Raw genomic sequence first — 25,696 nt, forward strand, 5'->3', positions numbered from 1 at the left:
ATGGGTTTAAGATGGCAAAGTTGCGGGTAGGAATCGTATTTGGTGGTAAATCAGCGGAACATGAAGTGTCATTGCAATCGGCAAAAAATATTGTCGATGCCATCGACAAGACCCGCTTTGACGTCGTGCTGTTAGGCATTGATAAGCAAGGGCAGTGGCACGTCAGCGATGCCAGCAATTATCTGCTCAATGCAAACGATCCTGCGCACATTGCGCTGCGTCCTTCTGCGACCAGCCTTGCGCAGGTTCCGGGCAGACACGAGCAGCAGTTGATTGATGCGCAGAATGGCCAGCCGCTGCCGACCGTAGACGTGATTTTCCCGATTGTGCACGGCACGCTGGGTGAAGATGGTTCACTGCAGGGAATGCTGCGCGTGGCGAATCTGCCCTTCGTTGGTTCCGACGTGCTGGGTTCAGCAGCGTGCATGGATAAAGACGTCACCAAACGCTTGTTGCGTGATGCCGGACTGAATATCGCGCCGTTTATTACGCTGACGCGCGCCAACCGCAACACGATAAGTTTTGCCGAGGTAGAAGCTCGTCTTGGCCTGCCGCTGTTCGTTAAGCCCGCCAATCAGGGATCGTCTGTCGGCGTCAGTAAAGTCACCAGCGAAGCGCAGTACGCGCAGGCGGTCGACCTCGCGTTCGAATTCGATCACAAAGTGGTGGTGGAGCAAGGGATCAAGGGGCGCGAGATCGAGTGCGCCGTGCTGGGTAACGATCACCCGCAGGCCAGCACCTGTGGCGAGATCGTGCTCAACAGTGATTTCTATGCCTACGACACCAAATACATTGACGATAACGGCGCGAAAGTGGTGGTTCCTGCGGCGATTGATCCCCACATCAACGACAAAATCCGCGAGATCGCCATTCAGGCGTATCAGGCGCTGGGCTGCGCCGGCATGGCACGTGTCGACGTCTTCTTAACGGCCGACAATGAGGTGGTGATCAATGAGATCAACACCCTGCCAGGCTTTACCAACATCAGTATGTATCCGAAACTCTGGCAGGCCAGCGGCTTAGGTTACACCGATTTGATTACCCACTTGATCGAACTGGCGCTGGAGCGCCACGCTGCAGATAACGCGCTGAAAACGACGATGTAATCTGCACTTCCCGGTAAGCCTGACAGCGGTTTGTTGTCAGGCTTACGCCGTATCATCTTCCACACGACGACGAATAATCAATCCTGCCAGCCAGAAACTGACGATCCAGGTCACCAGCCCCACGGCATAGGTTTGCCAGCCCCTGGCTTCAAACCCCAACAGCCCGACAACGCCGTTCAGAATGAAAATCAGGCCGATAGCAAAGGCGTAGTAGTGCCAGTCACGGCGAATTTTTAAAGGCAGGTTCATGGCAACTCCTGAACGAAAAAAAGTATCGTCGCATATTACGGGAAACCGGTCTGTGTCGTGTGCGGAATTTCTTAAATGTTGCCGAATTTAATTTAAGGTAACTGATTTGTGACAACTGACAAAAATCTGCAATCCAGGATTCATCCCAGACTGAAATTACCATCATTCTGATATTGACAAACGCGATGACCTGTCACACTCACGGTAAGTTACTGGCATGGTGTCAGAGATGCAGAATTACTCGCGGAGGTCATTTATGGCTGATTTCACTCTCTCAAAATCCTTGTTTAACGGGAAACATCGAGAAACCGCCTCTACGCCAGGCAACATCGCTTATGCCGTGTTTGTTCTGTTCTGTTTTTGGGCCGGGGCGCAGATCCTGAACCTGCTGGTTCACGCGCCTGGCGTATATGAACATCTGATGCAAGTACAAGAGACAGGACGCCCGCGGGTAGAGATTGGGCTGGGCGTCGGAACCATCTTCGGTCTGGTGCCGTTTCTGGTCGGCAGTCTGATTTTCGGCGTCATCGCCGCCATTCTGCGCTGGCGCTACCGCCGCCAGTAATAGCCCGGCAGTTATTGTCCCATGCACTTCGCCCGGCGATCGTCGACCCGTTTTGCAAACCATGCGGTGGTGAGATTACGGGTGATTTTCGGGCTTTCCAGTTGAATACCGGGCAGCATTTCACGCGGTAATCTCTTCCCTGTCTTTGCTTCAGCAAGCGTAAACACCTTTTCGTAAAGCGCCGTCTCTTCAAACGCAAGACTGTCGCCTTTCTCCAGTTGACGGCGGATCGCGCTCTCGCTGAGATCCAGTTTGCCCGCCAGTTTACGCACCGCCAGCTCCGTTTTACCGGCTTCTTTACTGCCGTAGGCGATCAGGTCGCCATCCAGCGCCAGTTTGACGCCGCTGGCTTTACTGACTGCGTTCTGAAACGCGGCGTTTCGACTGGCATACCATCCGGCGTTAAAGTCGGCAAAGCGGAAAATCGGCGCGCTGTAGTTGGCCGGGTAATTGAGCAGGTGGTAGGTTCCGAACCAGAGTCCACCGCGACGGCTGAACACTTCCTGACGCACCGTTCCATCCATCTTCCACGGATACCCTTTGCTGTGTTGCTCGGCAAACGCAATGCTGACCTGCATCGGACCACCGGTGTGAACCGGATTGAGTGAACCGAACAGCGTCTGCCCCATCGGCACCATATTAATAAAGTCATCAAAAATGGCGCTGAGCTGTTTTTCCGTTTTGACCGTGTCCAGACGCTCGCTATAGCTTTTCCCGTTCGGGGAGGTGATTTTCAGCGCGGTATGCACCAGGAAAACCGGAATATGCATCCGCTCGGCGCGCCGGTCTATCTCCTTCCAGGCAATGTTGTTCAATCCCGGAACGGCGGGATCGGCCTGATAACTGGACTCCTGCTGTGCGACCGCCAGTACCGAACAGATATTTTCCACGGTCGGTGCCAGCTTCTGGCTTTCAAAAGTTTTGGCAATATCCTGCGCCCAGCCGTCCCGATCCTTCACGCTGGCCGGCATTTTCTGGCGCACCACGCTCGCGACATCGACCGGTTTCTCGCCTTTTTTTAGCGGTTGCGCAGGCTGACTGCTACATCCTGCCAGCACCAGTCCGGCCAGCAATGACAAAGGGTAAAGACGAGACACCGCCGACATAACGTTTCCTTTTGTTAACCAAGTGTGTGGGTGACAGCCTGAATATCCCGCTCGTCCAGTTCGCGCTCAAAACTGCGCAGACGTTTATAGATAGACATCAGTTCAACCAGCGTTGTCCACGAGTTGATCAGGTACTGGAACGCGCCCCGCACCTGGCTAAAGACGTTGGTAATTTGCGTCATCAGACCCAGGGTAATCGTACCGGCAACAATCGACGGAAACAGCAGGAACAACCCGAAAACGTTGTCCACCTGCAGGTAGAGAATGCGCGCGATATTAAAATACATGTAGTGGAAATAGAGACGGAAATAGTTCTGACGAACCGCACTGAACAGCTCACGAACCGTCGGCGGCGTGGCGCGATTGGCATCGTCTTCCCCGTATACCAGCTCTTTACGATAAGCCGCTTCCACCCGCTGATTTTTAAATTCCAGTCCCGGGAGCTTGATCCCGACTACCGCCAGCATACCGGTGCCCATCAGTGACCAGACGATCGCTGCAATCACCAGGCCATAAGGCACATGACCGACTATCGGCAGTTCAGGCACGTGCGGAGAAAGCGCTATCAGCACCGGCAGGAACGCGATCAGCGTCATGATAGCGTTAATAAAACTCACGCCCATGCTTTCCAGCGTTGAGGCAAAACGCATGGTGTCTTCCTGCACACGCTGCGCGGCCCCCTCGATATGACGCAAATGCTGCCACTGCGCCATGTAATATTCGTTCATCGCCGTACGCCAGCGGAACACATAGTGGCTGACAAAAAAGTTGTTCAGCACGCTAATCACCACGGCAATCAGCGCGATGCCAAGGAAGATCCCCAGTTCGTTATAGAACTGGCTCATGGTGACCTTATGCGGCGCGCTAAGGGCGGTCTGGATCAGATCGTAAAATGGCGCATACCAGGCGTTGACGGCCACCCCGACTTCGACCAGAAACCAGGTGACGAAGATAATCAGCGAGGTGCCAAGAATTGACCAGTACTGCCAGCGATGCGGACTGTAGAGAAACCAGAACAGCGCAAACAGCCCGACACAAAGCACGTAGTAGGCATAAAAAATCAGGTAGCTCAGCGACCAGAAACGGGCGGCGCTGATAGGCACGGTACCCGTTGCGCCAGTCAGCCGCGCAACCCAGTCCCCACCACCGGCTTGCCAGAAAATAACCGCGACTATTGCCCAAATAAAAGCCGAAAGGAAAAAAGGACCCGGCTTTGGGAAAAAAGACTTAAACATGATGCTCTCCTGCTAACTTCTTATCGTTATGACAACTGCTGTGTTTTTGCCGCTGCGCGGACTAAAAATAAACGGTCACAACAGGCGAAACCGCCCATTGTGACCAACATGACGGCGCTTAGTTCGTTTTCCAGTCCTGAAGAATTGTTTCGACGGGTTTCACATATACCGGATTGTCCGGCACGATTAGATTGCGCCAGACATCATTATGGTGCGCAATCAGCGTCTGGGCAGGAGCAGCCGGGCGATGTGCGGTGGTATGGGCATCTTCCGCAACCGTAATGCGATAACCCCGGCTGGCGCCGTTTCTGATGGTGGTATCGACACAATAGTCCGTCGCACAGCCGCAAATGACAAAGTGTGAAATCGCCTGTTCGCGGAGCAACCGTTCGAGCGCCGTTTTGTAAAAAGCATCGCAGGCGGTTTTCGTGACATATTTTGCATTCGCAGGCGTGTCCAGTTCAGGCAGCAGCGCAAACCCCGCGCTCCCCTCCTCCAGGCCACCCGGCTCGGTGTGCTGAATAAAAATCGTGAGATCGGCCGCCCGCGTCAATTGATTGATACGTTCCACGCACGCTTCCCGATCAATACGCGGCGTGGCAAACACGCCGATTTGCATATCAACAACCATCACAACCCGTTTTTCAGACATCGTCAGCCCCATCCAAGAGTGGTAATGAAAGATTATTGCACGCCCCGGATCACAAAAGCGGACTTTCTTTCGCGGCAAAAACGCCGCGTTTACGCGCCGTTACGTTTTTCTCACTATCCTTGCTCTAATTAGCGCTTTGCAATGTACCGTTGCGTAGTATAAATACGCATACACACCATCCTTCAGGTTGCCTCTTTGTTGGCTACGTTCATAAACCCCGGTCACATCGTTAACGTTGTGGCCGGGGATTGACTCGCTTGCCGCCCCGATGCCTCCCGAATGATTTCGTGTAACGTTTTTCACTTCATCTCATTCATGGACAACACCGTTGAAACGTAGTCTGCTTTTTTCTGCCGCGCTGTGTGCGGCGTCATTGACCTCAGTCCAGGCGGCTCAGCCTGTCGCCGACCCGGTTTTTGCGTCTGATATTGTCGAACGTTACGCCGAACATATTTTTTATGGCAGCGGGGCGACGGGGATGGCACTCGTCGTGATCGACGGTAACCAGCGTGTTTTTCGCAGCTTCGGTGAAACCCGTCCGGGCAATAACGTGCATCCACAACTGGATTCCGTGATTCGCATTGCGTCACTCACTAAGCTGATGACCAGTGAAATGCTGGTCAAACTACTCGATCAGGGCACCGTAAAACTGAACGATCCGCTGAGCAAATATGCCCCTGTCGGCGCGCGCGTACCATCGTATGAGGGAAAACCGATCACGCTGGTCAACCTGGCGACGCACACCAGCGCACTGCCGCGTGAACAACCCGGCGGCGCGGCAAAGCGCCCGGTGTTTGTCTGGCCTACGCGTGAACAGCGCTGGAGTTATCTCTCCACGGCGACGTTGAAAGCCGCACCGGGTTCACAGGCGGCCTATTCCAATCTGGCGTTCGACCTGCTGGCGGATGCGCTGGCAAACGCCTCCGGCAAACCCTATACCCAGCTTTTTGAAGAGAAAATCACCCGCCCGCTGGGCATGAAAGACACCACCTATACTCCCTCTCCCGATCAGTGCAAACGTCTGATGGTCGCAGAGAAAGGGGCTAGCCCGTGTAATAACACGCTGGCAGCCATCGGCAGCGGCGGGGTTTATTCAACTCCGGGGGACATGATGCGCTGGATGCAGCAGTATCTTTCTTCTGATTTTTACCAGCGCAGTAATCAGGCTGACAGAATGCAAACGCTGATTTATCAACGCGCACAGTTAACGCGGGTAACCGGCATGGATGTCCCCGGCAAGGCCGATGCGTTGGGATTGGGGTGGGTCTATATGGCGCCGAAGAATGGACGCCCGGGAATTATTCAAAAAACCGGCGGTGGCGGAGGGTTCATTACCTATATGGCAATGATTCCGCAAAAAAATGTGGGTGCGTTTGTGGTTGTCACTCGCTCTCCGCTCACCCGCTTTACAAGCATGAGCGACGGTATTAACGAACTGGTGGTTGAACTGAGCGAAAATACGCCGCGCGTGGTTCCGGCATCTTAATTAATAATCTGAAGGCAAACGGTTTATTCCCACCAGTTTGCCTTTATTCATTTCGATGTAGCCGCCTTTTCGTAACGCCGCAAGGACTTCTGCCACCACGGAGCGCGAAATTTGCGTGCGCTGGTGAATATAACTCATCACCCCAATTCTTGAGCGTAAACCTTCATCCCACTCAATCATCGAGAAAAGGGTGGTTCGGATCTGTTCGTAGGAATTATTGCCAATTAACTGACGATCGCGCAGCTGCAGGATACGATTCTGCCAGGTTAACCAGTAAAAAGCTTCACGCCATAGCTGATATTCTTCAATAATCGCAACGGTTTGCGACGACGAAAGGTGATAACCCGAGCACATCCCCTCGCTGATGAGATCGTACTGAACATCATTTTTCATCACTCCATTGGTCAATCCCATAATGAAAGGGGCCTGGGCGATACCCACGAGAATATGTTCATTACGTCTTAATGAGATTATCCCTTCCAGAATCACTACCGTCGTGTCGGGATGCTTTTCAGTGGAATAAAGAAGATGTTTTTCATGGATATGTTCAAAACGGGTACCAAATTTAGACAAAAACTTATCGAGCTGAGCAAATTCTTTTAACGGTTTATTCAGAGATAACATCTGCGCGTTCCTTGCAGTAATGCCCGCCAAATCCTTGACGGGCATTGTTTAGATTAACGACGCGATATCCATTTCCGTAAGGGAATGATTACCAGGTATATTTAACGCCCGCGTTAGCCGACCAGTCCTGATCAACATCGCCGCCGCCAAGGTAGTTCGCATCGGTATACGCGCTGAAGTTCTTGGTAAAGCTGAACTGCGTACCCAGACCAACGCGAACCGCTGAACCTTTGGTGCCATTGTCGATAGAATCGCCGTTGACATCCGCATGGTTACCCTGATCGTCATACACGTATGCCAGTTTGAAGTAAGGCGTAAGCGCCTGATCCTGGCTGTATGTGAAGGTATAGCCCGTATCCACACCCAGTTCATAACGCATGCTGTCGTAAGACTGACCGTCAAGATGCATGTCGTTGCTTAACCGGTAGTCATCACCAGACTGGAACAGACCAGACACGCTACCGTACGGCGTAACGTAACCCGCATCACCCACTTTCCAGTCGTAGCCCAGTTTCAGACCGAAGCCCCAGGCATCTGTTGACGTTTTACCATCCACATACTGACCGTCGCTCATATTGGCAGACAGATCGTTGTTGAAGTGGGAGTAGCTCAGGTTGCCATCGACAAAGACGTCGTTAGCAAAGCGAGCGGATGAGTAGAGGTAGGCAGACTGGCTGTCCTGATCCACCTGACCGGTATGGTCGCTCATGTCGCCTTTGGCGAAGCCTGCCGCTGCACCGACAATCCACTTCGCGTTGTTACCATCAACTTTGGTATCCACACCCACCATGATGCCGTTGACATCCTGGTCATAATTAATGGTGCCATTGTTGCCGTTGAAACCGCCGCCGAAGTAACTTACCCATGCGCCGCCGTTATCCGCCAGACCGTGACGAGAGTTGGTCAGACGTGTTCCGACGGTATCCTGCTCCAGGTTCCAGATATTGGTGTTTGCCGATGGAATGCTCAGCGCCATGTTGGCGTAATCGGTCAGTTCCATCTGCTGCATGACAACAGTATTACCCTGTTGCTGAGCCTGATAGGTGTATGCGCCAAGGTCCGCTTTGTTCGCCGCAGAGAAGGTCGCCGTGCTGTTCTTATCGTTAACGTAGATCAGCTCTTTGCCTTTGTAATCCGCGATGGAACCTTCACCGGTGGCATTGTCGATACGTACTTTGTAGTTACCGGTTGCCGCAGCCGCATTGTCGCCTGCGTTATCCACTTCAGAGGTGTCAGCGGTGTAAGCGTCACCGTTACCGTTAATGGTCAGGTGACCATCGGAGTTCATGCCGATAACGCCATAACCATAGTTTGACCTGGTGGTGTCTGCGGTACGATCGTTGGTCAGATCGGCATCCAGAACGTAGTTGTTACTGTGAATGTCAAACACACCAGCATGCACATTGCCATCCGCATCGGTGGTGCTGGTCAGATTCAGGGTATCCGTTTGCAGCGCATAGTCGGCGCTGTTGCCGACATCCAGAACCCCGTCGTTGGTGACGTTGATGGTGTTGGCATACAGTGCAGCATCATCCACGCTCCAGCCTGCAGAGACATCATCAGCAATCGTGACGAGACTGTTGTCGATGGTCAGCGTGTCGGTTGCCACATGACCATCTTCGTTGATGTTCAGCGCAGCGCCGCTTGTCAGGCCAATGGAGTCAGAAACCAGGTAGGAATCGCCAACGTTCACGACAGAACCACTGTTGATGCTCAGAGTATCAATCAGAGAGGCTTTCGTGGTATCCCACTCGGAGCCATTGTTCAGCGTGACGTTGAACAGGCCGCTTTGATAGACCTCGTTACCAACAACGTGACCATCTTCGTCATAAGCGGTGTTGTTATCATCAATACCATAAGTCGACGATGGCCACAGGCTGTTCGCTGCAATGTCGATCAGCGTAGCGGTCGCGTCGGTACCCGCCGCGACACCGTCATATACACCGTCGCCATCAGTATCAACCTGATGTACCGACATCGCTGCACCCACCCACTTGCTGCCGTTATCCAACGTCAGATCCATGCGGTCAGTGCCATCCCAGCCGTTGGTGTCAACATCGGCGTCAGCATCACGATAGCTATCCGCGCCATTCGGGAAGAAGTTTTCGTCAAAGTTGCTGGAGAAAACCACATCGCCCATCAGGGTAGAATTGCTGAAATAAGCGGTCGTCTGCATGGCGTTGTCTGCTGCCGGATTCGCAGAAACGGCAATCGCAATGTCATCAGCCGTAAGTTTACCGCTGTAATCACTGGCGTTACCGTTGTTGCCAAACCAGCCCGAGGTGCCTTCATCTGTCCATGAACCCGACGTCACGGTAGAGTCCGTTACCGTGATCGTATTATTGAACACTTCATTGCTGTTTACGCCAGTGCTGACGGTATTATCGTCAACATCGCTCCACTCGTAGCCCTGCATCAACGTAATGCCGGCAACATGGGAGTTGTTGCTGATAGCCAGATCCACTTCCTGATCCAAGGTGATCGCGGTACCCAGGTTGTAAACATCAACAACATGAGTATCTGCACTACCGTCAGTATTGGTACCGTTGTAGGTATAATGCTCGTAGTTATCGTCGATGGTTGAGTTATCAACGGTGAGCGCCAGGCGATCGTAGACATAGCCTGTATCACGGCCGCCTGCGCACTCTTCCGTCATGCACTCAGACGTAATCATGCCGTGCACGGTACTGTTTTTAATCGTCAGACTATTGCTGTTGGTGTTGGTAGAAAGACCATCATCCAGATAGTAAGTTGAAATCACACCGTTAACGGTCGCGTTATTGATTACCGGGTAGATATCACCGTTATATACGCTATCGGTGCCATCGTTATTCCAGCCGACGTAACCATCGTAGTACACACCATCCGAGTAAGTGGCATCGTTATAGTGGACAAATGTGGTGTAGGTCTTGCCGGAAATATCTGTTGAAGCATTCGCCTGAGAAGTGATTGCCAATGTGCAGGCTAATGCTAATTGTGAGACTACAAGTTTCTTTTTCCAGGAGTGCATTTTTCATCCCTCCTCAGGGACGCAATAGTGTTGATCCATCAATTATCAATGCATAAAGAACATTATGTTTCGCAAGGAGGATTATGCGGTGTCCGCAATGAAAGGTTCAATTATTCTTTCCCTGGAGTCCGAAAACAGACAATAACAACATCACCACAATCGCTCAATAAAAATATAAAAATACATATAAAACAACAAATTAAAATAAAACCACAGAGAAATACATATAACATATCAATACTTGCAACCCAAAAAATAGATAATGGTTAATAAATAAACCTCAATTAACCAGGAATAATAAACACTTTTATGAATTGATATGTTAAATAGCACAGGAAATAATAATAAAATAACCAAATATAATTATTTAGCTATTTACGACAAAAAATTGCCAAACTATTCCATTTATTTTTCAGGAAAACAAAACCATAAGGCCCATTTTCGTAAAACACTCGCCCGTGGCTTCAGGTATACTATGGCCTTCAATTTCACAAACATCAGGCATCCCATGACAGACTTAATCCATCGCCCTCGCCGTCTGCGCAAATCTGCAGCGCTACGCGCCATGTTTGAAGAGACAACACTCAGCTTGAACGATCTGGTGTTGCCGATCTTTGTTGAAGAAGAACTCGACGACTACAAAGCGATTGAGGCCATGCCCGGCGTCATGCGCATTCCGGAAAAACACCTGGCGCGCGAGATCGAACGTATTGCCAACGCGGGTATCCGTTCCGTCATGACCTTTGGTATCTCTCACCATACCGATGACACCGGCAGCGATGCCTGGAAGGAAGATGGTCTGGTGGCGCGGATGTCGCGTATCTGCAAGCAGACCGTACCAGAAATGATCGTGATGTCAGACACCTGCTTCTGCGAATATACCTCCCACGGTCACTGCGGCGTGCTGTGTGAACATGGCGTGGATAACGACGCCACGCTGGCAAACCTTGGCAAACAAGCCGTTGTCGCTGCGGCAGCAGGCGCAGATTTCATCGCCCCTTCCGCCGCGATGGATGGTCAGGTGCAGGCGATTCGCCAGGCGCTGGATGCCGCAGGCTTCACCGACACTGCCATCATGTCCTACTCAACCAAATTTGCCTCTTCGTTCTATGGTCCGTTCCGCGAAGCGGCGGGCACCGCGCTGAAAGGCGATCGCAAAACCTATCAGATGAACCCGATGAACCGCCGTGAAGCGATTCGCGAATCGCTGCTTGATGAAGCACAGGGCGCGGACTGCCTGATGGTGAAACCGGCGGGTGCCTATCTGGACGTCCTGCGTGACATTCGTGAGCGCACAGAGCTGCCGCTCGGCGCGTATCAGGTCAGCGGCGAATACGCGATGATCAAATTTGCCGCCATGGCAGGCGCCATTGATGAAGAAAAAGTGGTACTGGAAAGCTTAGGCGCTATCAAACGCGCAGGCGCGGATCTGATCTTCAGCTACTTTGCACGGGATCTGGCAGAGAGAAAAATCCTGCGTTAAGTTTTCCCTGAACTTGCCGGGTGGCCTCGCCATCCGGCCTTTCCCCAAAACGTCACCCAAACGTCATACAAGCGACACTTACCGCTTCTACTGTCAGCACAGGAAGAAGGAGGTGTTGTTATGTTCAGTCTCGATAACGTACTCAGCGACCTTTGGCCCGAGGCAAGGACAGCGCCCTGGCAGAAAAAGGTGTTACAACGCGTACTGTATGAAAAAGAGTTCCAGCAGTTTGCCGCCCGCCATCGTCATCTGAAAGGCGTGGATATGGTGGAACAGGTCCTGGAACATCTGCAAATACGTTGTGAAATCCCCGAGCATCACATTGAAAACATCCCTGAAAATGGCCCCCTGATCATTATTGCCAACCACCCTACCGGTGCGCTGGATGGACTGGCGCTCATCTATGCCCTCTCCCGTGTACGGCGTGACATCAAAGTGGTGACTAACCGACTGCTCTCCCATCTGGAGCCCCTGAGTTCGTTGTTCATCCCGGTCGATAACATTCAGGGACGCACGCCAAAATCGTCGTTACAGCAAATGGATAGCCATCTGCAGGCCGGCGGCGCGCTGGTTTTCTTCCCGGCAGGGGAAGTTTCGCGGCTGACGCTAAAAGGAATCGCTGAACGCCGCTGGCACTCCGGATTTATCCGCATGGCAGAAAAGTACCGGACGCCGCTGCTGCCGGTACATATTCAGGCGTACAACAGCCCGCTGTTCTATGCCTGTGGGTTGGTTTCTTCCAGCGCGACGCTGCTGCTGTTAATGCAGCAGATGTTTCGCCGTCGCGGCAGCACGCTACCCGTACGCATCGGTCAACAAATTGCCTGGACGCAATGGTCCACCAGCAAAAGCATCGTGCGCGAGCAGGCGGAAAAGTGTCGGGAGCATGTGATCGCACTGGGCAAAGGCCGACCGGGCCTCTTTCGCACCGAATCGACGATCGCCCCGCCGGAGAACAGAGCACGACTGAAACGCGAGCTGGCACAGGCGGAATGTCTGGGAAAAACCGCCGACGGCAAGCAAATTTACCTCTGGCAGCGCAACGGACAAGAGGAAGCGACGGTCCTGCGCGAACTGGGACGACTGCGTGAAATCGCCTTTCGCGCCGTGGGTGAAGGGAGCGGCAAGCGCAGAGATGTCGACCGTTACGATGATGACTATCTGCATCTGATCTTATGGGACGAGGAGGATCTTGAGATCGTCGGCGCTTACCGGTTCATCCCCTGCGCGCAGCAGCTGGAAAAACAGGGGCCTGAGGGACTCTACAGCCACAGTCTGTTTGACTACGATGAGCGGATGGCGGACATCATGCAGCACGGTATTGAGCTGGGACGTAGCTTTATTCAGCCGCGCTACTGGGGACGCCGCGGGCTGGATTACCTCTGGTCAGGAATCGGCGCATACCTGGCGCGTTATCCGCAGTATCGTTACCTGTTCGGCCCCGTGTCTATCTCCGGAGGATTACCGCCGGATGCGCGCGATCTGCTGGTTGCCTTCTATCGTCTGTGGTTCCCGCCAACGCATCCGCTGGCCGTCTCACGCCAGTCGTATCCCGCTTCGCTACCGGATGTGCTGGCACAGTTTGCGGGTAACGACTACAGCGAAGATCTGACGCGGCTGAAGTCGCTGCTGGGGAATCTGGGCTGCGGCATTCCCCCGCTCTATAAGCAATACTCAGAGCTCTGCGAACCCGGCGGTGTGCAGTTCATCGATTTCGGCAGCGATCCGGATTTTAACCACTGCGTGGATGGCCTGGTGTTGGTGGATTTGACCTATCTGAAGGCCAACCGGTATCAGCGCTATATTGAGGCGCATTTATAACGCCGTTGCCCGGTAGCGCTACGCTTACCGGGCCTGAAATGAAACGTAGGCCCATCACGGCGCACGATAAAACGGCTTATCTCCTAAAATCGTGGCCCGGTGCATAATACGCCGCTGCGGCAGGTAATCGGCGTTCGCATAATGCTGCGTCACACGATTATCCCAAATCGCCACATCATTCGGCTGCCAGCGCCAGCGCACCTGAAACTCCGGTTTCGTAATATGCGCAAACAGAAAGCCAAGCAGCGCTTCACTCTCTTTCTCCGTGACATCAACAATGCGCGTGGTGAAGCCTTCATTCACGAACAGCGCCTGTTTACCACTGATCGGATGGGTTCTTACCACCGGGTGCGTCAGCGGTGGATGCTTTGCCACCGCTTCACGCCAGCGCTGATGCTCCTCTTCTGTTCTGCGGTACTTGTATTCCTGGAATGACTTGCGGAAGTCATGCTCCGCCCGCAAGCCGCTCAGCAACTGACGAAACGGCTCCGACAGCGCCTCATACGCCGCGATGCCGCTGGTCCACAGCGTATCGCCGCCGGTGGACGGCAACGCCTTTGCCGCCAGAATCGCCCCGGCAGGCGGTGTATCAATAAACGTCACGTCAGTGTGCCAGTTGTCATTATCCGGCGGATTATCATTGTGCGTATCCAGCACGATAATCTCCTCGACGCCCTCCGCATGCGGATAGACCGGATGGATATGCAGATCGCCAAAGCGCTGAGCCAACGCCCGTTGCTGTTGCGGCGTGATGGCCTGTTCGCGCAGGAACACCACCTGATGGCGCAGTACCGCGTGATAAAGCTGCTCAAACTGATTGTCGCTCAGCGGGCGGGTCAAATCCGCCCCGGCGATCTGTGCGCCGATGTACGGCCCCAGCGGGGTAATGCTCAGACGTTCACTCATTGGACTTCTCCATGCCAGGGCGTCAGACGGCGCTGAAGCGCACGCAGACCCAGTTCTAAAATAAAGGCGATAATCGCAATGACCGCGATCCCTGCCAGCACCACGTCGGTCGCCAGAAACTCACCGGCCGACTGCACCATAAACCCTAATCCCCGCGTCGCCGCAATCAGCTCCGCCGCCACCAGCGTCGACCAGCCTACGCCGAGCCCGATGCGTAATCCGGTGAGGATCTCCGGCAGCGCGCCTGGCAGGATCACCAGCCATAACACCTGCGCCCGACTCGCGCCCAGCGAACGGGCGGCGCGGATCCGCACCTGTTGCGCACTCTTCACCCCCGCCAGCGCGGACATGGCGACCGGAGCGAAAATCGCCAGGTAGATCAACAGGATCTTGGACGTTTCGCCAATCCCGAACCAGATCACCATCAGCGGTAAATAAGCCAGCGGTGGCACCGGACGATAAAGCTCAATGATCGGATCGAGAATGCCGCGTAGCGTCGGGCTGAGCCCCATCGCAATCCCGACCGGAATACCGAAAGCCACCGCGGCCAGCAGCGCCAGCACGATGCGAGTCAGGCTGGCGGCCAGATGCTGCCACAGCGTGGCATCCATAAATCCTTGCGGACCGGCGATGGTGATAAGCTTTTGCAACACCAGGTCTGGCGGCGGCAAAAACAAGGGGCTTATCAGCTGCAGCGCGGCAACCGTCCACCACACCGCCAGAATCACCGTTAGCGTCGCAAGGCTCAGCGTAATCTGGCGCGAGAACGGCCAGCGCCATCTCAGCGGCCGTTGGCGCGGTTTGTCGTTGATCACCACACTCATGAGAAGGCCTCCCGTTGCTCAAAGACGCGGCTTAAGACGTATTCACGGGTCGCGATAAACTGCGGATCGGACTTAATGCTGCGGCTCGCTTCCCCCGCCACAAAGCGGCGGGCAAAGGTCAGCGGCAGACGCTCCAGCACCCGACCGGGTCCTGGTGACAACAGCACCAGTTCGGTCGCCATAAACACCGCTTCCTCAATATCATGCGTGATCAGCAGCACCTGCTTACCGGTCTCATGCCAGAGTTTCAGCAGCAGGGTTTGCATCTGTTCGCGGGTGAAGGCGTCCAGCGCGCCAAAGGGTTCATCCAGCAGCAACAGCTGTGGGTTCGCCGCCAACGCGCGGGCAATGCCAACGCGCTGGCGCTGACCGCCGGAAAGTTGCCAGATAAAGCGTTTTCCTGCCCCGTCCAGCCCCACTTTTTTCAACATTTCCTGAGCGATACTGATGCGCTGCGCTTTCCCGATGCCCGCCAGTTGCAGACCCAACGCGACGTTATCCTGCACGTTGCGCCACGGCAGCAGCCCTTCGTGCTGAAACACCACGCCGCGCTCCGCACCTGGCCCGTCAACACGTTTTCCCGCCAGTTGAATGCTGCCGTGTTGATACGGTACAAATCCGGCAATCAGGTTCAGCAGCGTCGTTTTGCCACATCCCGAAGGCCCCAGCACCACCAGCAGCTCACCGTTGTCGAGCGTCAGATTAATATCTTCCAGCGCCGGTTTACCGCCGTAATCGGCATACAGATGAGAGAGTTGCAGCATCAGCGCCTCCTTTATTGCACGAAGCGATCGGTAACGTACTGGCTGTAATCGCTTGCCACCGCAGGCACCTTGCCCTGCTCCTTCAGAAACTGCGCGGTGTCGATAATCGCTTTATTCACCGGTCCGGTTAGCTCAGCCGTTTGCTGCTGGGGAGTGAGATAGGTATTGCCTTTCACCAGTCCTGGCACATCGGCTTCCGGAACGCCGCTCAGACGTGACAGCTTGCTGATGTTCTCCGGTTGCTTCAGCCATTCGTCGGGATTCGCGATATAGGGCTGCTGTGCGTCGATAGCGCTTTTCGCGAAGGCTTTCACCACCTCCGGATGCTTCTCGGCAAAGTCTTTACGCACTACCCACACATCCAGCGTCGGGGCGCCCCACTCACCGACCTTTTCCGAGTCGGTCAGCACGTTGCCATCTTTTTCCAGCGCGTTAACGGCAGGCGCCCAGACATAAGCCCCGTCAATATCTCCGCGCTGCCAGGCGGCGATAATTGCTGGCGGCTGCAGGTTCACAATCTCCACCTGACCGGGTTTGATCCCCCAGTGTTTGAGCGCGGCCAACAGGCTGTAGTGGGTGGTGGAGATAAACGGTACCGCGATGCGTTTGCCGATCAGGTCCTCGGGTTTACCGATCGTTTTCTTCACCACCAGCGCTTCGGAGTTACCGAGTTTCGACGCCAGCAGGAAAACCTCGATCGGGACCTGCTGACTGGCGGCGACCGCCAGCGGGCTGGAGCCGAGATTGCCAATCTGTACGTCGCCGGAAGCCAGGGCGCGAACAATGCTCGCGCCGCTGTCGAATTTACGCCAGTCGACGGTAGCCCCGCTCTCTTTAGCAAAGGTATTATCCGCCTGCGCCACTTTTGCCGGTTCCGCGGAGGTTTGATACGCGACGGTGACGTTCACCGCCTGCGCCTGAAAGGTGATGAATGCCAGTGCGGCGAGAAGTGTATTACGCGATGAACGTGCCATATTGTCTGCTCCCATGTCTTGTTATGGAGGCAGTATTTCGTTGTGGCCGGGTTTGATAAAGGAATTAAAAATTCTTGCTAAGAACAAAGCGTTTTTAGAAAAAAAACGGGAATGGTTAGTCGGGATATGACTTTCATGTCACCGTATCAAACGGTTCCGTTCGCCTTGTATTTCTAACCGTGGGACAGACGTTTTCATGTCACTTCATCAAAGGGTTCCGTTCGCCCTACGAACCGTGATTATCTGGACGTAAATTTCCCGCGAACGTGTTAAGGAGGCTCGTCGCCGCCTCCTTAACAATCCTGGCTCCCGGCAGGAAAATTGTCGCTTCGCGATACCCTCCGCTTATTCCTCCAGGCTATCGGGCCGGGCGCGACTCAGCATCCCTGCTTCGCGCGCCCTGAACCCGCATCCCTGCGGGTTCTCCCGGCCTTACGGAAACACGTCGGCAATTTTCAGCCGGACCCATCCACACCTGACCATCTCTGCGGTTTGCTTTTTTTACAGCGAAATGAATTTACCTGAAAGGCAGAGAATCGAAGCGATGCCGTTGGTCCGGCGTGAAAATCGATGAGCCGTTGACGGCTGACCGGGTCCGCCCGCAGGGAAGCGGGCGGAGGGGACGGCCTGCAGGGACGCAGGCTCGGCCCCGACCCGACAGGCAGACGGCATAAGGCGAATGGACCACGAAGTGGCGATTTTCCCGGCCGGGAGCCGGGATTGTTAAGGGCGTGGCGGAGAACGCCCTTAACACGTTCGCGGGTAAGTGAGTTCCAAAGAAGCAATAGTCATAAAGCGAACGGAACCCTTTGATGAAGTGACATGGAAATGCCTGACACCTTGTGGAACCGTTTGATGAAATGACATGAAAACACATACCACCAGCGCCCCCAAATATTGCCATTTTGTTACATTCATTCCATAACTGTACCTGATTGATTGCCAGCGCAGCGGCGCCAGGCATCATAGGGTCATTATCCGGCAAGAGAGCAAAATCATGATACGTGTGGTGCTGGTGGACGACCATGTGGTGGTGCGTTCCGGCTTTGCGCAGTTACTCAGTCTCGAAGAAGACCTCGACGTCGCAGGCCAGTACAGCAGCGCGGCGGAAGCCTGGCCTGCTTTATTGCAGGACGACGTTAACGTTGCGGTGATGGACATCGCCATGCCGGACGAAAACGGTCTGAGTCTGCTGAAACGCCTGCGGGCGCAGAGGCCGCAATTTCGCGCCATTATTCTTAGCATCTATGACACGCCAGCCTTCGTGCAGAGCGCGCTGGATGCGGGAGCCAGCGGCTATCTGACCAAACGCTGCGGGCCGGAAGAGTTAGTGCAGGCCGTCCGTTCCGTTGGGCTAGGGGGACATTACCTCTGCGCGGATGCGCTGCGGGCGTTGCGTGGTGGAGAACCGTCATCGCCGGTACTGGAGGTTCTGACGCCACGCGAACGGGAAGTGTTTGATTTACTGGTCAAAGGTGACAGCGTAAAGGAGATTGCCTTCAAACTCGATCTCAGTCATAAAACGGTCCATGTCCATCGCGCCAACGTGCTGGGCAAGCTGAACTGTCACAGCACCATCGAGCTGGTTCATTTCGCCCTCGACCATCAGTTACTGGCGGGGCATTGATGTCGCGCAACCTCCGCCACGTCGTCATCTCACTGTTTATTGTGCTGGCCTGGGGCACCGGCTGGCTGATGTTATGGACGCTCGGTTTTTATCTGACACACAACGGCCAGCAGGCGGCCCTGTTCCTGCCACACGGCGTCTACCTGGCGCTGCTGATCCTGCTATCACGCCGCTACTGGCCCGCGCTGGTGCTGCCGCCGATGATGATGATGTTCTGGCTGCACAGTGAGCAACTGCTCAATGGCTATATTCTGCTGACCACACCGCTTATCAGCATGATTCCCGCCAGCCTCGCGCAGACCTTCTGGTACCGTTTCCCCCTTTACTGGCAGCGGCTGACGCTGCTGCTGGCCACGGTAACTGCGGCCTCATTGCTCAACGCCGCTCTGCTGTCGCCGTTTGTCAAAAGTCCGGCGATGCTGCTCGGGCTAGCGTCGTTTACCGGTGGCGTGCTGCTGACGCCGTTCGTTTATCTGATCTTCGAGTTTCTGCGCCAGCAGCATCGCTATCACCTGCTGGGGCTGGACACCAATAACCCGCCGCTGCGTACCTCGTTAATCATCTGGTGCAGCCTGTTTTTCATCATTGGCATTGGTACCCAGATGGTGCTGTCGCCAGAGATTGAACGCCTGCTGTTGATTGTGGTGTTTCTGCCCAACGTGGTGATGGCGTGGAAATTCGGCTGGCAGGGTGGCGTGCTCTCAGGGCTATTGGGAAGCATGATGATCACCATCGCCCGCCAGGTTGGCGTGGGTTTCAGCAATCTGATTGAACTGGAGATCTTTCTCGCGACACAGTCGCTGCTCGGTATTGGTCTGGGGATCGCCATCAGTCGTCAGCAGCATCTGGCGCAAAACCTGCACCATTATCGTCGGCGTCTGGAAGCGGAACTGGCGGCGCGGCGCGCGCTGGCCGAGAAACTGGTGCATACCGAAGAGGATACGCGCAAGAGCCTGGCGCGCGAGCTGCATGACGAGATTGGGCAGAACATCACCGCCATTCAGATCCAGTCGCAACTGGTAAAACGGGCGCACGATCCGGCGCAAGCCCAGGCCGCCGCCAGCCAGATCAACGATCTCGCCCGGCGAATCCATCACTCCACCCGCCAGTTATTGCGCCAGCTTCGCCCACCCGCGCTGGACGAACTGTCGTTCAAAGAGGCGTTGCTCCACCTGCTCAACGAATTTGCCTTTACGGAGCGCGGCATTCGCTGCCAGTTTGACTATCAGCTTGCCGCCACGCCCGAGAATGAAACGGTACGCTTCACCCTCTATCGACTGTTACAAGAATTGCTCAACAACATCTGTAAACACGCCGGGGCCAGCGAAGTCCGAATTGTTCTGCGTCAGCAGGGAGATATGCTGCATCTCGACGTGACCGACAACGGCGTGGGGATCAGCGCAGACAAAATAGCCGGTTTTGGCATTCAGGGGATGCGCGAGCGGGTCAGCGCCCTCGGGGGTGAACTGGCGCTGGAATCGCGGCACGGTACACGGGTAAGTGTTAACTTGCCCACAAATTTGCAACAAATCGCCTTCTGACCAGGAAAAAGTCTTAGTCACTCCGGACTTTCTCTCATCCCCTTTCGGTTTCTCTTTCTTATAGTCAACAAAACGGAGACGGCTATGCACGCAGGCGCAGCAACTGAAATCAATCAACGTTACCGGACGCTGCGTCCACGACTACTGATGTACATGGTCATCGGTTACGCGGCGTTTTATCTGACGCGAAAAAGCGTCAACTACGTGCTGCCAGCGCTGCAAACCGATCTCGGGCTGGATAAAAGTGACATCGGTCTGTTGGGTTCCCTGTTTTATCTGACCTACGGTCTGTCGAAATTTACCGCCGGGTTGTGGCATGACAGCCACGGACAGCGTTGGTTTATGGGCGTGGGCCTGTTCGCTACCGGCTTGCTAAACGTGGTGTTTGCCTTTGGCGAGTCGCTGACGCTGCTGCTGGCGGTCTGGACGCTGAACGGATTCTTTCAGGGCTGGGGATGGCCGCCCTGCGCTCGCCTGCTGACCCACTGGTATTCGCGTAACGAACGCGGCTTCTGGTGGGGCTGCTGGAATATGTCGATCAACATTGGCGGGGCGATTATCCCGCTGATTAGCGCCTTCGCCGCCCACTGGTGGGGCTGGCAGGCCGCGATGCTGATGCCAGGGATAATCAGCATGGCACTGGGGATTGGGTTAGCGCTGCAACTGAAAGGTACGCCCCAGGAAGAGGGTTTACCGTCCGTCGGCAACTGGCGTAACGATCCGTTGGAACTGCGCCAGGAGCAGCAGAGTCCGCCGATGGGGCTGTGGCAAATGCTGCGTACCACGATGCTGAAAAACCCAATGATCTGGCTGCTGGGCGTTTCGTATGTGCTGGTCTATCTGATCCGCATTGCGCTCAACGACTGGGGCAACATCTGGCTGACGGAAAGTCATGGCGTCAACCTGCTCAGCGCCAACGCCACGGTGATGCTGTTTGAAGTCGGCGGACTCCTCGGCGCGCTGTTTGCCGGTTGGGGCTCGGACCTGCTGTTTAGCGGTCAGCGGGCGCCGATGATTTTGCTGTTTACGCTGGGACTGATGGTCTCCGTCGCCGCGATATGGCTGGCACCGGTTCATCATTACGCCCTGCTGGCAGTCTGTTTTTTTACGGTGGGCTTTTTTGTCTTTGGCCCACAAATGTTGATTGGCCTGGCGGCGGTGGAATGCGGACACAAAGCGGCGGCAGGCTCAATCACCGGTTTTCTCGGCCTGTTCGCCTATCTGGGGGCAGCGCTGGCGGGCTGGCCTCTGTCGCTGGTCATTGAACGCTACGGCTGGTCGGGGATGTTCAGTTTGCTCTCGGTCGCCGCCGTACTTATGGGTTTACTGCTGATGCCACTGTTTATGGCGAGCATCACCACCACTCTCAGTCAAAGGATAAAACAATGAAAATGACCCTTACCTCTACTCTGATTGCCTCCGCCGTTGCGCTGGCGACCTTATCGGGCGCCGCACACGCGAAAGGGCGTCTGGTGGTGTATTGCAGCGCCACCAACGAGATGTGCGAAGCGGAAACCAAAGCCTTTGGCGACAAATATGATGTGAAAACGTCGTTTATTCGCAACGGCTCCGGCAGCACGCTGGCCAAGGTCGATGCCGAGAAGAAAAACCCGCAGGCTGACGTCTGGTACGGTGGCACGCTGGATCCACAGTCTCAGGCCGGTGAAATGGGTCTGCTGCAGCCGTACAAATCCCCGAACCTGGAACAGGTGATGGAGAAATTCCGCGATCCGGCGAAAGTGAAAGGCAACCTCTCATCGGCGGTCTACGTGGGGATCCTCGGTTTTGGCGTCAACACTCAACGCCTGAAAGAGAAAAACCTGCCGGTGCCAAAATGCTGGAAAGATCTGACCAAACCGGAATACAAAGGCGAAATTCAGATTGCCGATCCGCAAAGCTCCGGTACTGCCTACACCGCACTGGCCACTTTCGCCCAACTTTGGGGTGACGATCAGGCCTTTGATTACCTGAAACAACTGAACGCCAACGTCTCGCAGTACACCAAATCCGGTATTGCCCCGGCGCGTAACGCGGCTCGTGGCGAAACCGCCATCGGCATCGGCTTCCTGCATGACTACTCGCTGGAAAAAGAACAGGGCGCGCCGCTGGAGCTGATTTCTCCGTGTGAAGGTACCGGTTATGAAATCGGCGGCGTCAGTATCCTGAAAGGGGCACGCAACCTCGACAACGCCAAACTGTTCGTCGATTGGGTACTGTCAAAAGACGCACAAGAACTGGCGTGGAAGAAAGGTAAGTCCTATCAGATCCTGACCAATACCACGGCCGAAACCTCGCCGAACTCACTGAAGCTCGACGACCTGAAGCTTATCAACTACGACATGGATAAATACGGATCCACAGACGTCCGTAAAGCGTTGATCAATAAATGGGTCAGCGAAGTGAAGATGGGTAAATAAGCCCACACGATGACTTCCTGACGTTAAGGTTACGTAGGCCGGGTAAGGCAACGCCGCCACCCGGCAACCATCGTCACCCTGAATGTCGGATGGCGCTCACGCTTATCCGGCCTACTCGGGATTGAACACCGGAAAACGTATGTCACACACACTTGCACTCCATCCTGTGAAAAAGCGGGATGCGATATTCCTTTGGGTTTTACTCGGCTGGCTGGCATTCGTCCTGTTGCCGAGCTGGAGCCTGGATTACGGTCTGCTGGAATCCACGAGCGATGAAATTCTCGAGGCCTACGGCTGGTCACAGTTCAATATCAGTTGGCTATGGTATCTGCTGCCAAGCCTGCTGCTGGTACGCCCGTTCCACGAAGCCAGACGCGAACAGCGCAGCCGCCACACTCTCGATGCCGGCTGGGCGTTTTTGTGTATCGCCTTTATCGTCATCAGCGCCACCGTTGAAGGGCGTGGTCTTGGCTACGCCACCATCGTGCTGTTTGTCGCGCTGGGAGCGATCATGACGCTGGCGCTAACCCGCCTCGAATGGCTGGGCGGCGACCGGTTTGTGATCGGTTCGCTGGTCACTATCGTGGCGCTCATCGGCATCTTTATCGTCTGGCCAAGCATCGCCATTTTCATCCCGATGTTCACCAACGACGCCGGGGAGTTCGCGCCGCTGGCGTTTATGAATGTGCTGTCGCAGGCGCATATCATTCAGGTGATCCTCAACTCTATTGCTCTGTCGATTGCGGTAGGTATTGGCTGTACCTTCTTCGGCCTGGTGCTGGCGATTTATACCACCCGTATCGCCCAACGCAGCGCCATTATTGGGCGTATCTTTTCAATTCTGCCGATCGTCACACCGCCGTTTGTGGTGGGGCTGGGCGTCACGCTGATGATGGGCCGTTCCGGCTATGTGACCGAATTGATGGTCGACTGGTTCGGGTTGACCAACACCAACTGGCTGTACGGATTTACCGGCATCTGGCTGGCGCAGGTGCTGGCGTTTACCCCAATGGCGTTTATGATCCTCGACGGCGCGATCAAAACCATTCACCCGTCGCTGGAAGAGGCGTCATATACCCTGCGCGCCAGTCGCTGGCAGACGTTTAACGGCGTGTTTGTGCCACTGCTGAAACCGGCGCTGGCGAACGCCTTTCTGATTGTCATCGTGCAGTCGCTGGCCGACTTCAGTAACCCGCTGGTGCTCGGCGGTAACTTCGACGTGCTGGCAACGCAAATTTACTTCTACATCACCGGCTCGCAGCTTGATTACCAGGCCGCCAGTACGCTGGGCGCGTTCCTGCTGCTGTTCTCGCTGCTGGTGTTTTGTGTACAGTACATGTGGATTGGCAAGCGCTCTTACGTCACCGTTTCCGGGAAATCGTACCGTGGCGACGTGCAGCCGCTGCCGGTCACGCTGGTCTGGGGCGTGGTGGCCATTCTGGCGATATGGATTGCCTTTAACGCCCTGCTCTATGGCAGCATTTTTTACGGCAGCTTTACCGTGAACTGGGGCGTGGACTACACCCTGACGCTGGATAACTTCATCAAACTGTTTGGTCAGGGGATGAGTGACGGCGCATGGCCTTCGCTGCTCGATACCCTGCTGTATGCCGGGATTGCCGCGCCGATCACCGCCGCCTTCGGTCTGCTGATCGCCTGGATTGTGGTGCGCCAGCAGTTCAAAGGCAAAAAGACCATCGAGTTCACCACCATGTTGTGCTTTGCCGTACCGGGCACCGTGGCGGGCGTTTCGTACATCCTTGCCTTTAACAGCGCCCCGGTATACCTCACCGGCACGGCGGCGATTGTCATTATCTCGATGGTGATGCGTAACGTCCCGGTTGGTATTCGCGCCGGGATCGCCGGACTCGGCCAGATCGATAAATCACTGGATGAAGCCTCGCTCAGTCTGCGTGCCGGGAGCTTACGCACTATCACGCACATTCTGCTGCCGCTGTTGCGCCCGGCCATTCTCTCGGCGCTGATCTACAGCTTCGTGCGCGCCATCACCACCGTCAGCGCGATTGTCTTCCTCGTCACCCCGGACACCCGCGTGGCAACGGCCTACATTCTGAACCGCGTGGAAGACGGCGAGTACGGCGTGGCGATTGCCTATGGGTCGATTCTGATCGTGGTCATGCTGGCGATTATTTTCATCTTTGACTGGCTGATTGGGGAAGCGCGTATTTCCCGGTCTAAAGCCAAAAACCAGGCGTAATGGAGCGCACTATGAGTCAGAAAAATTTCGTTGAACTGCGCAACGTCACTAAACGATTCGGCAGCAACACGGTTATCGACAATATCAATCTCACCATCCCACAAGGGCAGATGGTGACGCTGCTTGGCCCGTCCGGTTGCGGGAAGACCACCATTCTGCGCCTGGTCGCCGGTCTGGAAAAACCGAGCGAAGGACAGATTTTTATTGATGGTGAAGACGTCACCCATCGCTCTATTCAGCAGCGTGATATCTGTATGGTGTTCCAGTCGTATGCTCTGTTTCCGCATATGTCGCTGGGGGAAAACGTCGGCTACGGTCTGAAGATGTTGGGCGTGTCGCGCGCCGATGTGAAAACGCGGGTGAAAGAGGCGCTGGCGATGGTCGATCTGGAAGGATTCGAGGACCGCTATGTCGATCAGATCTCCGGCGGTCAACAGCAGCGCGTGGCGCTGGCGCGCGCGCTGATCCTCAAACCAAAGGTGCTGTTGTTTGACGAACCGTTGAGTAACCTCGACGCCAACCTGCGCCGCAGCATGCGCGATAAGATCCGCGAGCTGCAAAAGCAGTTCGATATCACCTCGCTGTACGTTACCCACGATCAGAGCGAAGCCTTTGCGGTTTCTGACACCGTGCTGGTGATGAACAAGGGGCATATCATGCAGATCGGTTCGCCGCAGGATCTCTATCGTCAGCCTGCGTCCCGTTTTATGGCGAGCTTCATGGGCGACGCCAACCTGTTCCCGGCCCACTTTAGCGAGGATGCCGTCGATATCTACGGTTATCGCCTCCCCCGCCCCGCGCATTTTGCATCCCAGGGGAATGGCACCGTGGGCGTACGCCCGGAAGCGATTACCTTAAGCAATCGCGGTGAGGAGAGTCAGCGCTGTGTGATTCGGCATGTGGCCTATATGGGACCACAGTATGAAGTCACGGTGGAGTGGCACGGACAGGAGATCCTGTTACAGGTTAACGCTACACGCCTGCAGCCGGATGTCGGTGAGACGTACTATCTGGAAATCCACCCGTACGGCATGTTTGTGTTAGCCGATGCGGCATGATGGTTCGTCGCCCGATGGCGGCTAACGCCT

General features: G+C 55.1%; 21 protein-coding genes. 11 read left to right on the plus strand and 10 right to left on the minus strand.

Going from position 1 to position 25,696, the window contains the following annotated elements:
* The first annotated feature begins 11 nt into the window (after positions 1-11).
* On the plus strand, positions 12-1,106 hold the full coding sequence (ddlA, locus tag WM46_RS13005; RefSeq protein WP_061076592.1) for a D-alanine--D-alanine ligase: 1,095 nt from the start codon (positions 12-14) through the stop codon (positions 1,104-1,106).
* A 42-nt stretch (positions 1,107-1,148) separates the two neighbouring features.
* Here ddlA and WM46_RS13010 read toward each other — a convergent pair whose 3' ends face one another.
* Complete coding sequence (locus WM46_RS13010; RefSeq protein WP_061076591.1) at positions 1,149-1,355, minus strand: DUF2754 family protein; 207 nt, start codon at positions 1,353-1,355, stop codon at positions 1,149-1,151.
* Between the two features lie 256 nt (positions 1,356-1,611).
* Between WM46_RS13010 and WM46_RS13015 the strand changes: the two genes are divergently transcribed.
* Positions 1,612-1,920, plus strand: coding sequence for a YaiY family protein (locus tag WM46_RS13015; protein ID WP_043001638.1), 309 nt, complete (start codon positions 1,612-1,614; stop codon positions 1,918-1,920).
* Between the two features lie 11 nt (positions 1,921-1,931).
* Here the strand turns inward: WM46_RS13015 and WM46_RS13020 are convergent, their stop codons facing one another.
* The 3 genes from WM46_RS13020 to WM46_RS13030 all read right to left on the minus strand — a co-directional run bounded on the left by WM46_RS13020 (position 1,932) and on the right by WM46_RS13030 (position 4,913).
* Entirely contained in the window at positions 1,932-3,026 is a 1,095-nt protein-coding gene (locus WM46_RS13020; RefSeq protein WP_102602454.1) for a DUF1615 domain-containing protein, read from the minus strand.
* Positions 3,027-3,040: 14 nt separating this feature from the next.
* Positions 3,041-4,261 carry a peptide antibiotic transporter SbmA gene (gene sbmA / locus WM46_RS13025; RefSeq protein WP_102602455.1) on the minus strand — a complete coding sequence of 407 codons (1,221 nt, stop codon included), beginning with the start codon at positions 4,259-4,261 and terminating at the stop codon, positions 3,041-3,043.
* A gap of 118 nt (positions 4,262-4,379) precedes the next feature.
* Positions 4,380-4,913 carry an isochorismatase family protein gene (locus WM46_RS13030; protein WP_102602456.1) on the minus strand — a complete coding sequence of 178 codons (534 nt, stop codon included), beginning with the start codon at positions 4,911-4,913 and terminating at the stop codon, positions 4,380-4,382.
* Positions 4,914-5,241: 328 nt separating this feature from the next.
* On the opposite strand from WM46_RS13030, the gene ampH reads away from it, so the two are divergent.
* Positions 5,242-6,399, plus strand: a complete 1,158-nt coding sequence (ampH, locus tag WM46_RS13040) for a D-alanyl-D-alanine-carboxypeptidase/endopeptidase AmpH (protein ID WP_102602458.1) — start codon at positions 5,242-5,244, stop codon at positions 6,397-6,399.
* Here the strand turns inward: ampH and iprA are convergent, their stop codons facing one another.
* Positions 6,400-7,023, minus strand: coding sequence for a hydrogen peroxide resistance inhibitor IprA (iprA, locus tag WM46_RS13045; protein ID WP_102602459.1), 624 nt, complete (start codon positions 7,021-7,023; stop codon positions 6,400-6,402).
* 88 nt (positions 7,024-7,111) lie between these two features.
* Entirely contained in the window at positions 7,112-10,033 is a 2,922-nt protein-coding gene (ehaB, locus tag WM46_RS13050; protein WP_102602460.1) for an autotransporter adhesin EhaB, read from the minus strand.
* A gap of 508 nt (positions 10,034-10,541) precedes the next feature.
* Between ehaB and hemB the strand changes: the two genes are divergently transcribed.
* Together hemB and WM46_RS13060 are read left to right on the plus strand one after the other, a co-directional pair.
* The gene (gene hemB, locus WM46_RS13055; RefSeq protein ID WP_102602461.1) at positions 10,542-11,516 is read left to right on the plus strand and encodes a porphobilinogen synthase; all 975 of its coding nucleotides are present in this window, start codon (positions 10,542-10,544) and stop codon (positions 11,514-11,516) included.
* A 120-nt stretch (positions 11,517-11,636) separates the two neighbouring features.
* Entirely contained in the window at positions 11,637-13,337 is a 1,701-nt protein-coding gene (locus tag WM46_RS13060) for a lysophospholipid acyltransferase family protein (protein ID WP_102602462.1), read from the plus strand.
* Between the two features lie 54 nt (positions 13,338-13,391).
* Here WM46_RS13060 and tauD read toward each other — a convergent pair whose 3' ends face one another.
* Genes tauD through tauA form a run of 4 tightly spaced genes read right to left on the minus strand, consistent with a single transcriptional unit; the run spans position 13,392 to position 16,805 of the window.
* Positions 13,392-14,243 (minus strand): taurine dioxygenase, encoded by an 852-nt coding sequence (tauD, locus tag WM46_RS13065; RefSeq protein WP_102602463.1) that lies wholly within the window; start codon positions 14,241-14,243, stop codon positions 13,392-13,394.
* Complete coding sequence (gene tauC / locus WM46_RS13070) at positions 14,240-15,067, minus strand: taurine ABC transporter permease TauC (RefSeq protein WP_102602464.1); 828 nt, start codon at positions 15,065-15,067, stop codon at positions 14,240-14,242. Before tauC ends, tauD begins: the two co-directional genes overlap by 4 nt.
* Positions 15,064-15,831: a taurine ABC transporter ATP-binding subunit gene (tauB, locus tag WM46_RS13075; protein WP_061076581.1), complete on the minus strand. Its 768-nt coding sequence runs from the start codon at positions 15,829-15,831 to the stop codon at positions 15,064-15,066. The genes tauC and tauB overlap by 4 nt, the downstream gene beginning before the upstream one ends.
* Before the next feature lie 11 nt (positions 15,832-15,842).
* Positions 15,843-16,805, minus strand: a complete 963-nt coding sequence (gene tauA / locus WM46_RS13080) for a taurine ABC transporter substrate-binding protein (protein WP_102602465.1) — start codon at positions 16,803-16,805, stop codon at positions 15,843-15,845.
* A 997-nt stretch (positions 16,806-17,802) separates the two neighbouring features.
* Between tauA and WM46_RS13095 the strand changes: the two genes are divergently transcribed.
* The 6 genes from WM46_RS13095 (at position 17,803) to fbpC (ending at position 25,666) form a co-directional block, all read left to right on the plus strand.
* Positions 17,803-18,432: a response regulator transcription factor gene (locus WM46_RS13095; protein WP_044328386.1), complete on the plus strand. Its 630-nt coding sequence runs from the start codon at positions 17,803-17,805 to the stop codon at positions 18,430-18,432.
* Positions 18,432-19,973: an MASE1 domain-containing protein gene (locus tag WM46_RS13100; protein WP_102602466.1), complete on the plus strand. Its 1,542-nt coding sequence runs from the start codon at positions 18,432-18,434 to the stop codon at positions 19,971-19,973. The genes WM46_RS13095 and WM46_RS13100 overlap by 1 nt, the downstream gene beginning before the upstream one ends.
* Before the next feature lie 60 nt (positions 19,974-20,033).
* Positions 20,034-21,362, plus strand: a complete 1,329-nt coding sequence (gene uhpC, locus WM46_RS13105; RefSeq protein ID WP_225622819.1) for an MFS transporter family glucose-6-phosphate receptor UhpC — start codon at positions 20,034-20,036, stop codon at positions 21,360-21,362.
* The gene (locus tag WM46_RS13110; RefSeq protein ID WP_102602468.1) at positions 21,359-22,390 is read left to right on the plus strand and encodes an ABC transporter substrate-binding protein; all 1,032 of its coding nucleotides are present in this window, start codon (positions 21,359-21,361) and stop codon (positions 22,388-22,390) included. Before uhpC ends, WM46_RS13110 begins: the two co-directional genes overlap by 4 nt.
* 139 nt (positions 22,391-22,529) lie before the next feature.
* A complete protein-coding gene (locus tag WM46_RS13115) occupies positions 22,530-24,608 on the plus strand; it encodes an ABC transporter permease (protein ID WP_102602469.1) in 2,079 nt (692 codons plus the stop codon).
* 11 nt (positions 24,609-24,619) lie between these two features.
* A complete protein-coding gene (fbpC, locus tag WM46_RS13120) occupies positions 24,620-25,666 on the plus strand; it encodes a ferric ABC transporter ATP-binding protein (RefSeq protein WP_061076577.1) in 1,047 nt (348 codons plus the stop codon).
* The last annotated feature ends 30 nt before the right edge of the window (positions 25,667-25,696 follow it).

It is taken from the genome of Citrobacter freundii complex sp. CFNIH2 (assembly GCF_002880615.1).
Lineage (GTDB): Bacteria > Pseudomonadota > Gammaproteobacteria > Enterobacterales > Enterobacteriaceae > Citrobacter_A > Citrobacter_A amalonaticus_F.